11 protein-coding genes are annotated in these 10,886 nt (G+C 64.5%); all 11 read left to right on the top strand.

Annotation, left to right across the window (positions count from 1 at the left end; genetic code table 11):
* A partial coding sequence (locus tag RBR29_RS07590) for a TRAP transporter large permease (RefSeq protein ID WP_320348364.1) occupies positions 1-692 on the top strand: 692 nt, incomplete at its 5' end.
* Between the two features lie 150 nt (positions 693-842).
* Positions 843-1,847 (top strand): asparaginase, encoded by a 1,005-nt coding sequence (locus RBR29_RS07585; protein WP_320348363.1) that lies wholly within the window; start codon positions 843-845, stop codon positions 1,845-1,847.
* Positions 1,848-1,896: 49 nt separating this feature from the next.
* The gene (locus RBR29_RS07580) at positions 1,897-2,982 is read left to right on the top strand and encodes a tartrate dehydrogenase (RefSeq protein ID WP_320348361.1); all 1,086 of its coding nucleotides are present in this window, start codon (positions 1,897-1,899) and stop codon (positions 2,980-2,982) included.
* 146 nt (positions 2,983-3,128) lie between these two features.
* Positions 3,129-5,093: a TonB-dependent receptor gene (locus RBR29_RS07575; protein WP_320348360.1), complete on the top strand. Its 1,965-nt coding sequence runs from the start codon at positions 3,129-3,131 to the stop codon at positions 5,091-5,093.
* A 21-nt stretch (positions 5,094-5,114) separates the two neighbouring features.
* A complete protein-coding gene (locus RBR29_RS07570; RefSeq protein ID WP_320348359.1) occupies positions 5,115-5,657 on the top strand; it encodes a DUF2478 domain-containing protein in 543 nt (180 codons plus the stop codon).
* Positions 5,647-6,681, top strand: a complete 1,035-nt coding sequence (locus tag RBR29_RS07565; RefSeq protein ID WP_320348358.1) for an iron ABC transporter substrate-binding protein — start codon at positions 5,647-5,649, stop codon at positions 6,679-6,681. Before RBR29_RS07570 ends, RBR29_RS07565 begins: the two co-directional genes overlap by 11 nt.
* Positions 6,681-7,688, top strand: coding sequence for an iron ABC transporter permease (locus RBR29_RS07560; RefSeq protein ID WP_320348357.1), 1,008 nt, complete (start codon positions 6,681-6,683; stop codon positions 7,686-7,688). The genes RBR29_RS07565 and RBR29_RS07560 overlap by 1 nt, the downstream gene beginning before the upstream one ends.
* Complete coding sequence (locus tag RBR29_RS07555) at positions 7,685-8,476, top strand: ABC transporter ATP-binding protein (protein WP_320348356.1); 792 nt, start codon at positions 7,685-7,687, stop codon at positions 8,474-8,476. Before RBR29_RS07560 ends, RBR29_RS07555 begins: the two co-directional genes overlap by 4 nt.
* Positions 8,473-9,306: a methyltransferase domain-containing protein gene (locus RBR29_RS07550; protein ID WP_320348355.1), complete on the top strand. Its 834-nt coding sequence runs from the start codon at positions 8,473-8,475 to the stop codon at positions 9,304-9,306. The genes RBR29_RS07555 and RBR29_RS07550 overlap by 4 nt, the downstream gene beginning before the upstream one ends.
* Positions 9,303-9,731, top strand: a complete 429-nt coding sequence (locus RBR29_RS07545; protein ID WP_320348354.1) for a TOBE domain-containing protein — start codon at positions 9,303-9,305, stop codon at positions 9,729-9,731. The genes RBR29_RS07550 and RBR29_RS07545 overlap by 4 nt, the downstream gene beginning before the upstream one ends.
* Before the next feature lie 108 nt (positions 9,732-9,839).
* The coding region (locus RBR29_RS07540; protein ID WP_320348353.1) for a CBS domain-containing protein at positions 9,840-10,886 on the top strand (1,047 nt) is incomplete at its 3' end.

The raw sequence follows: 10,886 nt of genomic DNA, 5'->3' as shown, positions 1-10,886 counted from the left end.
GTCGCTACCCGCGCGAGCCCTTTCCCAGCCTGAGCCAGATCGGCGAGGCGGTTGGCCGGTCGCTGTGGGGCATGGGGTTGCCTGTGCTGCTGCTGGGCGGCATCTACACCGGACTGTTCACGCCCACGGAATCTGCCGCTGCGGCGTGTCTATATGGCTGGTTCGTAGGCGCCGTGGTCTATCGTTCGATTTCCTGGCGGGCGACCCTGACCATCCTGCGCAATACTGGCGTGCTGTCGGGCACTTTGTTGCTGATTACGGCAGGCGCGTCGGCATTTTCCTGGATCCTGGCCAGTACCGGTACACCGTCCAAGCTGGCAGCTGAAGTCTTGGCCGGAACAGATTCACCGGTCGTGATCCTGATGCTGTTCAATCTGATCATGCTGGTCGCAGGCATGTTCCTGGACAGCGCCTCGGCCATCATCGTGCTGGCGCCTCTGATGCAGCCGATCGCGGCCCAGGTCGGCGTGGATGCCATTCATTTTGGCGTCATCACGCTGGTGAACCTGTCGGTCGGTATGTTGACGCCGCCGGTCGGGTTGAATCTGTTCGTGGCCATGTCGATTTCGGGGATGACCCTGTTCCAGGTCTTCCGGGCCGCATTGCCGACCATTCTGCTGATGATCGTTGCGCTGATCATCATTACCTACGTGCCCTGGTTCAGCACGGTGCTGCCCAACCTGCTGTATTGAGCGTGATGCGCGCCGTGTCAGGCGCGCATCGACAGGAGAACTTCCCTTGATTGCAAAGATAGAAATCCGTGTTGCGGATTGCGCTCGTGACCCATTCTGCGGCGTGGCGTGGCATGCGGGGCGCAGCGGAGTTCTGCCAGAGGGTGACGCATGAAGCGCGTCGTTGTGTTGTCCACCGGCGGGACCATCGCCAGTCGCCCAGGCCCGGAAGGCCGCAACATCGCCGGCGCGCTGCCGGGCGCTGATCTGGTGCGTCGGGTGCCTGGCATCGAGGACATCCAGGTCGAGGTGCGTTCCTTGTTCCAGAAGGCCAGCAACGCCCTGTCGCCAGCAGATCTCCAGGTGCTGTGTGTCGAGTGCCAGCGTTTGATCGACGCGGGTGAAGCCGATGGCATTGTCGTCACCCATGGCACCGATACGCTGGAGGACACTGCGTATTTCCTGGAATGCAGCGTGCGTACGCGCGATGTCGTTCTGGTCGTCACGGGGTCGCAGCGCGTGCCGCATGCATCGGGCACTGATGCCTACACGAATCTGCGCGATGCCATTCGGGCCGCTGCTTCGTCTGCGTGCCGAGGGCTGGGGGTGCTGGTGGTCTTCAACGAAACCGTCCATGCCGCCGCCTTCGTGCGCAAGACCAGTAGTTTTCAGCTCAATGGCTTCGAGTCTCCGGGTCTGGGCTGCCTGGGTTTCGTCGATGGCAAGGATGTGCGGATCTATCAACAGCCCCGGCGTCAGCCGCTGTTGCAGCCGCCGGGCGGCGTCTTGCCTCAGGTCGAGATCGCAACCGCCAGCCTGGGCGCTGGCCCGCAGGTGCTGCGTGCTCTGGTCGATGCGCAGGTCGCGGGGATCGTGCTGGAAGGCGTTGGGCGCGGCCAGGTGCCGCCCTCCTGGGTGCCCGAGGTAGCGCTGGCCACGCAGGCCGGCATTGCAGTGCTGGTGTGCAGCGTGGCGCTGCATGGAGCGGTCCTGCCCTGCTACGAATACCCTGGTTCGCTGCACAACTTGCAGGAATCGGGCGCCTTGGGCGTCAGTGGCCTGTCCGCACGCAAGGTGCGCATGCGCCTGATGCTGGCGCTGGCCTGCCTGGGGGGCCAAGGTGATCGTGAGACCTTGCGGCTCCTGTTCGACTGGGGCGCCTGCCGCGACGCCTGAACGAGGCGGTGGCCGCCGCCTGAAGACAATCTGAGACTCATACGACATCATGCACACATTCAACATCGCCGTGATTCCCGGGGACGGGATCGGCAAGGAAGTCATGCCCGAAGCGCTGCGCGCACTGGACGCCCTGGAACGCCGCCACGGCCTGGGCTTGCGCTTCGAGCATCTGGATTGGGCCTGCGCCGACTATTGGCAGCGGCACGGCACCATGCTGCCGACCGACTGGTTCGACCATCTGAGAGGCTTCGATGCGATTCTGTTCGGCGCGGTCGGCTGGCCCGATGTGGTGCCCGACCATGTGTCCCTGTGGGGTTCGCTGCTGCAGTTTCGCCGAGGGTTCGACCAGTACATCAACCTGCGGCCCGTGCGGCAGATGCCCGGCGTGCCGGCACCTCTGGCAGGCCGCCAGCCCGGCGAAATCGATTTCCTGGTGGTGCGTGAGAACACCGAGGGTGAATACACCAACCTGGGAGGACGGATGTATGCGGGCACCGAGCGCGAAATCGTGATCCAGGAATCGGTGTTTTCCCGCCACGGGATCGATCGAGTCCTGAAATATGCGTTTGACCTGGCCCAGCGGCGGCCCCGGCATGTGCTGACTTCGGCGACGAAGTCCAATGGCGTGGCCATCAGCATGCCGTATTGGGACGAACGGCTTCAGGCCATGGCTGCGCAGTACCCGGACGTGACCTGGGACAAGCATCACATCGACATTCTGTGCGCGCGGTTCGTGCTGCAGCCGCAGCGTTTCGACGTGGTGGTGGCCTCGAACCTGTTCGGCGACATTCTGTCCGACCTGGGGCCGGCCTGCACCGGTACGATTGGCATTGCGCCGTCGGCCAACCTGAATCCCGAGCGGCGCTATCCGTCACTGTTCGAGCCCGTGCATGGATCGGCCCCCGATATCTATGGGCAGAATATCGCCAATCCGGTGGGCATGATCTGGTCGGCCCAGATGATGCTGGAATTCCTGGGTGAACGGGATGCCGGGTGCCGGATCGCTGCGGGCGAATTGATGACGGCCATCGAGCAAACGCTGGAACAGGGGCCGCGCACCCGCGATTTGGGGGGAACCGCAGATACGACCGGGATGGGTCGCGCCATCGCGGAACGCATCGACAGGCTGTGATATTCGATATCACCCTTGATATATAGATAAATCGCGCAGTCGGCACTATCCTTGCTGGGAAAGGCTTGTGCGACATCAATGCACATCTTTCGATATATAGATAACAATATAGCGATTTTTCCATAGGTTCTGGGGGGAATGGTTTCATGAGCATCATCCGGCAGTTGGGTATGCTGCCCGTTTGCGTTGCGTGCGCGATCGGGACGGCATGGGGGGCGGACAAGAACGTCTTCGAACTGGGCAGCGTGACGGTTCGGGGCGAACGCCAGGACACGCCAGGGGAAAGCCGGATCGACGGCGAGGATCTGCTGCGGTACGACACGTTCACCGTCGGTGCGGCAGTCAATACCCAGCCCGGCGTGACCCTGTCAAAGAACAGCCGCAACGAAGACATGGTGTACGTGCGGGGTTTCGACCCGCGTCAGGTGCCTCTGTTCCTGGACGGCATCCCGCTGTATGTGCCCTATGACGGGTATGTCGATTTTGGCCGCTTCACCACCTTCGATCTGTCCGAGATCCGGGTTGCCAAGGGCGCGGCCTCGCTGCTGTATGGACCGAACATCATGGGGGGCGCGATCAATCTGATTTCTCGTCGGCCTACCCGCGAACTGGAAGGGGATGTACGGCTGGGTTACGCATCGGGCCATGAAAAAATGGCGGCGCTGAACATGGGCACCAACCAGGGACTGTGGTACCTGCAGGCTGGTCTGTCGTATCTCGAAGCCGATACGTTCCGTCTGGGCAAGGGCTTCACGGATCACAAGACCACGCCGACCGACACCGGGCACTGGCGGGAAAATGCCGACCGCAAGGACACGCGCGCCTCGGTCAAGTTCGGCCTGACGCCCAATGCGACCGACGAATACGCCATTGGCTATGCGCACCAGGAAGGGCGCAAGGGGAATCCGGTCTATACCGGCCGCAGCGACAGCAAGCCGCGCTATTGGCGCTGGCCGTACTGGGACAAGGACAGCGTCTATTTCCTGAGCAGCACCGACATCGGGCAGCATCACACCCTGAAGACCCGGGTGTACTGGGACCAATACAAGAACGGCCTGGACATGTACAAGGATGACCGCTACGAGGTCACGACCGGGCCGAGGAGCACCTACGAGGATACGACGTATGGTGCCTCTGTGGAATTCATCACGCGCGCGTTTCGCGGCCATGAATTCCACGTGGCTGCGCACTACAAGGACGATCGCCACAAGGACCCGACTCCCGAGGCGACCAAGCGCTACCGCGACGTGACGACATCGATTGCTTTCGAGGACCTGATGGCGCTGGGCGATCGCTGGCGTTTGCGGGTGGGGGCTGACTACGAAAAACGCGAAGCACGAGAAGTCTATCACTGGCCGACCGGCTCCACCCATGCCGCCAATGGCCTGGCCGAGCTGATCTATGACTATTCCGAAAACCACGAATTCTTCGCCAGCGTGGCGCACAAAACGCGCTTTCCCACGATCAAGGACCGCTATTCCGCCAAGATGGGCACGGCGCTGCCCAACCCGGATCTGCGGCCCGAGGTCGCCCGCCATGTCGAACTGGGCTGGCGCGGCGTGCCCTGGCAGGACGGGCATGCAGAGGTCTCGCTGTTCTACAGCTCTGTGACAGACCTGATCCAGAACGAAATGGTCGTCGGCAATTGCGTGGACAGAAAGGGCAAGCCCGCACTGTGCGACCATGCGGTCAACATCGGTCGCGCCCGGGTGCGTGGGTTCGAAGTGGATTTCCGCCAGCAACTGGGGGAACGCTGGGAAGCCGGGCTCGCCTACACCTGGATTCAGCGTCATAATCTCAGCGATCCGGATGTGCCGCTTACCGATGTCCCCCGGCATCGGGTGTTTGCGCACCTGGGCTGGAAGCCGACGGCGCACTGGACTGCGCAGGCGACCCTGGAAGCCGAATCGGGCCGCAAGGTCGGCTTCGAGAAGTCCTATATCGACCTGCCCGGCTTTGCGGTCCTGGGCCTGAAAGCCACGTTCGAACCGCGCAAGGACATCAGCCTGGGCTTTGGTGTGCGCAATGTGATGGACAAGTACTACGAATTGGCTGACGGCTATCCGATGCCGGGCCGGACGTGGTTTGTGAATGGCATGTATCGTTTCTGATCCACTTGCAGGAGACCCCTCATGGATGCCCCGTTGCCACCGATTGCCGCCATCGTGCATGCGCACGAGGATGCTGCCGATGCCGTGATGCTGGATTTCGTGAACGATCTGCGCGCACGGGGCCGCTCGGTGCACGGCCTGCTCATGGCGCGCCGGCCCGATGGACGGCGACGGGGCGGGCGCTGCCTGCGGGATATTGATACGGGCGATATTTTCGAGATCTTCCAGGACCTGGGCGAGGGCTCCCAGGCCTGCTGTCTCGACATCTCATGCTTGGCGGCCGCTGCTTCCACGCTGCGCACGGCGGTCCAGGCGCGCCCCGATCTGGTGGTGGTGAACCGTTTCGGCCGCCAGGAGGCGGATGGGGCGGGATTTGCACAGGAATTTCTTACGCTGATGAGCGAGGATATCCCGGTGCTGACCATCGTGGCCGAGGAATTCCTGGGGGACTGGCGGCAGTTCACGGGGGGGCTGGGGGTCGAACTGTCGGCCGATATGAATCATCTCCGGGCCTGGGAAACCCAGGCGCTGAATGCATCCCGCAGGGCCGCCCATGCCGGGTAGCGCAACCTTGTGCGGGCGCCGCCGCCTGTTGCAGGCCCTGCTGCTGGCGCCCTGGGCCTGGCGGGCATCGGCCGGCGAGGTCCTGGCCGGGGTGTTCGGGGCGATCCCGGACCCGGCCCGGGTGACGCGCGTCCTGACGGCGGGCCCGCCCGCTGGCGTGCTGGTGTATTGCCTGGCGCCGGACAAACTGCTGGGCTGGTCTCAGCCCCTCGGGCCGCAGGCCCTGGCCTGGGTTGCGCCCCACATGAGAACACTGCCTTTCCTGGGCCGGCTGTCTGGCCGGGGCAGCACGCTGTCGGCGGAATCCTTGCTGGCCCTGGCGCCGGATCTGATCCTGGATGCCGGGACGGTCAACGATACCTACCGGTCAGCGGCCCGACGGGTACAGGAGCAGACCGGGGTGCCTTACGTCCTGGTCGATGGGCGGCTGGCGGATTCGGCTGCCCAGTTGCGCCAGGTCGGGCGTTTACTGGGCGTCGAACGGCGGGGCGAACAGCTGGCGGCCCATGCTCAGGCCGTGCTGGATCTGGCGCAGCGTCTGGCCAGCCGTGCTGCGGGGCCGCGCATTTACTTTGCGCGCGGCCGCGACGGCCTGGAAACAGGGTTGCGTGGCGCCATCCACACCGAAGTCCTGCAGGCCGCTGGCGGGCGCAATGTGGCGGATGCACTGGGCGATGGCGGCCTGGCCCGCGTTTCGCTGGAACAACTGCTGGCCTGGGATCCGGACATGATTCTGGGCCAGGACGCGGCCGTCCTGGCCCATATCCGATCAGACAGCGGCTGGCGGGCGCTGCGCGCCGTGCGCGAGGGGCAGGTGCATGGCGCGCCCGTGCTGCCTTTCGGCTGGCTGGACGGACCCCCGGGTGTCAATCGCCTGCTGGGTCTGCATTGGCTGCTGCCGCTGCTGTATCCGGACGTCGGCCTGCCGACGCCGGTCGCGGCAGCACGGGATTTTTTCTCGCTGTTCTATGGATTTACGCCAGAGGCGGGGGCGCTGGAGCGCTTGCTGGTGGAATCTGCGTGATGGGTGTTGTGCGCCGCGTGCTGCCGTCTGCCTGTCTGATTGCGGCTTGTCTGTGGGCGCTGCTGGCGGGCAAATATCCCGCCTCCACGGTTGAATTCCTGCGTGCGCTGCTGGCCGGGCCCCCCAGTGATGCGGCGGCTGATCCACTGGCGACGGTGTTGTGGCACTTGCGCATGCCCCGTGTGTTGGGCGCTGTGCTCGTGGGGGCCGGTTTGGCTGCGGCAGGTGCCGCTTATCAGGCCATGTTTCGCAATCCATTGGTCTCGCCGGATATCCTGGGCGTGTCCGCCGGTGCCGGGCTGGGCGCTGTGCTGGGCATTTATTTCGGCTTGCCGCTGGGGGCGGTCCAGGTCCTGGCGTTCCTGGGTGGTTCGGCGGCGGTCGCCCTGGTCTATCTGGTGAGCACCCGAGTGCAGGGCTATGAGCCGACCTTGGTGCTGGTGCTTGCCGGGGTGGCGCTGGCCTCGCTGCTGGGCGCGGGGATCTCGCTCATCAAGGTGCTGGCTGATCCCTACAGCCAGTTGCCGACGATTACGTTCTGGCTGCTGGGCGGGCTCAATGCCGTGACATTCCAGGACGTGGCCTATGCGCTGCCGGTCCTGGCACTGGGCCTGGTCGCCATGTTCCTGCTGCGCTGGCGCATCGATCTGCTCAGTCTGGGCGATGAAGAGGCGGTTGCTTTGGGCGTGCCGGTCGCGCGCATGCGCATGACGCTGGTGATTGCCGCGACCTTGGCGACGGCGGCCACGATTTCTTTCACCGGAATCATCGGTTGGGTGGGGCTGGTTGTGCCGCATATCGCCCGCCTGCTGGTGGGGCCTGCGTTTACCCGCCTGTTGCCGGCATCCCTGCTGGGCGGCGGCGTGTTCCTGCTGCTGGCCGATACTCTGGCCCGTACCGCGGCGAGCATCGAGATCCCGCTGGGGATCCTGACTTCACTGGTGGGGGCGCCCTTTTTCCTGTTCCTGTTGGCGCGCGGTCGACGGGATGGGGGGGGTAGGCCATGACCGGAACGGCCATCCTCCAGGCGCTGGATCTGACTGTGGGCCATGGGGGGCGACGTGTGGCCGGAGGGCTGAATCTGGATGTGCGCACGGGCGAAATTCTGTGCCTGCTCGGCCCCAACGGCAGCGGGAAGACGACACTGTTCAAGACCTTGCTGGGCCTGTTGCCCCCGCTGTCGGGCCGTGTGTTGGTTGACGGGCAGTTGATGTCGGATTGTTCCCGCGCCGAACTGGCCAGGCGGGTGGCCTATGTGCCGCAAGCGCATGTCGGTGTCTTTCCCTATACCGTAGAGCAGATCGTGTTGATGGGGCGTGCGGCCCACGTGGGCCGGTTTTCCCTGCCGTCACGAGCCGACCGCCGGATTGCGGCGGCCAGTCTGGACGCCGTGGGCCTGGCCGATCTGGCGGGGCGCCGTTATACCGAAATCAGCGGTGGTCAGCGGCAGTTGGCCCTGATCGCCCGTGCGCTGGCGCAGCAGGCCGATATCCTGATCATGGACGAACCGACCGCGAGCCTGGATTTTGGCAACCAGATTCGCATGCTGGAACGCATCGATCGCTTGAAGGCGCAAGGTGTGGGGGTGTTCCTGTCGACTCACCAGCCCGACCATGCGCTGCAGATCGCCGATCGCATCGCCGTGATTCGAGACGGTGTGCTGCATGGCCCCGGCCCGGCGACTACCGTTGCGACCCCGTCGCGTCTGGCCTGGCTGTATGGGCTGGATGCGCAGACCCTGGAACGCGCCCTGTCGGGCGCCGCCCGAGCCAGAATGGAGGAACCTGAAACATGACCGTCACCACCGATGCGCAGCAATGCGAGGCCATCACGATCGAGGATGTGGATTTCGCCCGGTTGTACCGCAATCACATGGTCCGCAGCGGCCGGGCGCCCAAGCCGGCCAGCGAATGGGACGCCCGTGTGCGTGCGGGCGGCATGTGTCGGTCGAAGTCGAGCGGTTATGCGGCCGCTTTCCTGTCCCGCATGGACTTGCGTGGCGCGCGCACGCTGCTGGACGTGGGCTGCGGCCCCGGCACCATCTGCTTGCCGCTGGCAGGCCGTCTGGAACGTGTCTATGGGCTGGATTACAGCGCAGCCATGCTGGAAGCCCTGTGTGGCGAGGCGGCGCAGCAAGGCATCGAAAACGCAGTGACGATTCACCGTGCCTGGGAAGACGACTGGTCTGATGTGCCGGTCTGCGACATTGCCGTGGCTTCGCGGGCATCCAATGTGGCCGATCTGGACGCCGCGCTGGACAAGCTTTCGGCCCATGCCCGCTTGCGGGTCTACATGACCCATCTGGTGGGCGGCCATTTCATGGATCCCGCCATTGCCGATGTCCTGGGGCGTCGCCATCAGGGGTTCCCGGACTACATCTATGTCCTCAACCTGCTCCACCGCAAGGGCATCCACCCCCGTGTGGACTACATCGAAATCCCCAGCCGTCTGGCAGGGACGGATTCGTTCGCGGCCTTTGCCGCGCGGGTGGCCTGGACCTACCCGGATCTGGAGCAGGCAGAACGGGACCGCCTGCGGGCTTGGTATGATGCCGATCCAGGGCGTGCCGCACAAGGCGGCGCACCGATGCGATGGGCTTTCATCCACTGGGAGAAAACGACATGAAAACGAGTGCGCGCAATACGTTCAATGGTACGGTTTCGAATCTGCAGCACGGCGCCGTCAATGACGAGGTCAGCATTGCGCTGGCGGGTGGCCGGTCGACGATCCATGCCATCATCACGTCCGGTAGCGCAAAGGCGCTGGGTCTGCAGGTGGGCAGCGAGGTCTTCGCGCTGGTGAAATCGTCGTCGGTGATTCTGGTTGCCGAAGAAGGTTCGGCCCGCTTTTCCGCACGCAACAATCTGCGCGGCAAGATCACGCGCCTGGAAACCGGGGCGGTCAACACCGAGGTCGTGCTCGATGCCGACGGCCTGACTCTGGTGGCGATCATTACCAACGAAAGCGCACGCGGGCTGGGCCTGGCCGTGGGCAGTTCCGTCCAGGCGATCTTCAAGGCTTCCAGCGTGATCGTCGGCGTGGCTGGCTGATCCGGCCAATGGGATCGCTGCTCCTGCGCGGCATTGACGCAGGTCGTCCGGCTGCGCCGGAAAACATGGTATGAATCAAGTTTCCATGACAGACGCGGGAGCGGTGCCATGCCAGAAAACACAATTGCAGCCGACAGGGACGCGATCAACCAGAACGTGCAGGGGCTGATGCAGTTCCTGCGGGAATATCCGCCATTCGATCAGATGGAACCGGCGCACGTGCGCCAGCTGATCGAGCGGATGCGACTGCGTTTCTTCGAAGCGGGACAGACCATCGCTGCGCCCGGTGACGGCGCTGCCGCTGCCTGGTATCTGATCCGCCAGGGCGCGGTCCAGGGGGACCGCCCTGATGCAGAGGACGGGCAGGGCGACCATTTCGTCCTGGGGCCGGCCGATGCCTTTCCGGTGGCTGCATTGTTGGGACAGCGGCCCACCCGCACGTGTTATCGCGCCTTGCAGGACACCTTCTGTCTGCAGGTGGATCGGTCGGATTTCGTCGCGATCCTGGAAAAATCAGAACCTTTTCGCGCATTTGCGCTGCGTGGCGCAGGCAGCCTGCTGGGGCGCTTGCATCAGCGCACGCGGCAAGAGGCCGTCGCGGCCCAGGGAGAAGGCTATGTCTTCGATCAGGCGCTGTCGATGATCATGGCGCGCGATCCGGTCGTGTGCGCGCCGGACTTGCCGCTGTCCCTGGCCGTGCGGCGCATGCACGAACGCCGGGTGGGCAGCATCGTCGTCACCGACGAACATCGCCGGCCTGTGGGGATTTTTACCTTGCGCGATCTGCGCCGCGAGGTGGCCGCTGCGGCAGTCGGGCTGGATGTGCCGATCGGGACGCTCATGACACCGGACCCGCAGGGCCTGCCGGCCGATGCCATGGCCTTCGAGGCGATTCTGCTGATGGCGCACCATCGCATCGGACATGTGTGCGTCGTGCAGGATGGCGCCCTGGTCGGCATGGTGTCCGAACGCGACCTGTTCACCTTGCAGCGAACCGGAATCGTGCATCTGGCCCGCGCCATGCGACAGGCCGAGGATTTCGAATCCCTGGCCGGATTGCGCGCGGACCTGGCCCAGGCGGTCTCGGGCATGTTGGCGCATGGTGTCGATGCCCTGCAGGTGCTGCGTTTGATCGCCCAGATGAATGATCACGCC

The sequence above is a fragment of the Castellaniella sp. genome (assembly GCF_034007085.1).
Classification (GTDB): Bacteria; Pseudomonadota; Gammaproteobacteria; order Burkholderiales; family Burkholderiaceae_B; genus Castellaniella.
Note: the sequence above shows the minus strand (reverse complement) of the source record. Positions and strands in the feature narration are given on the sequence as shown.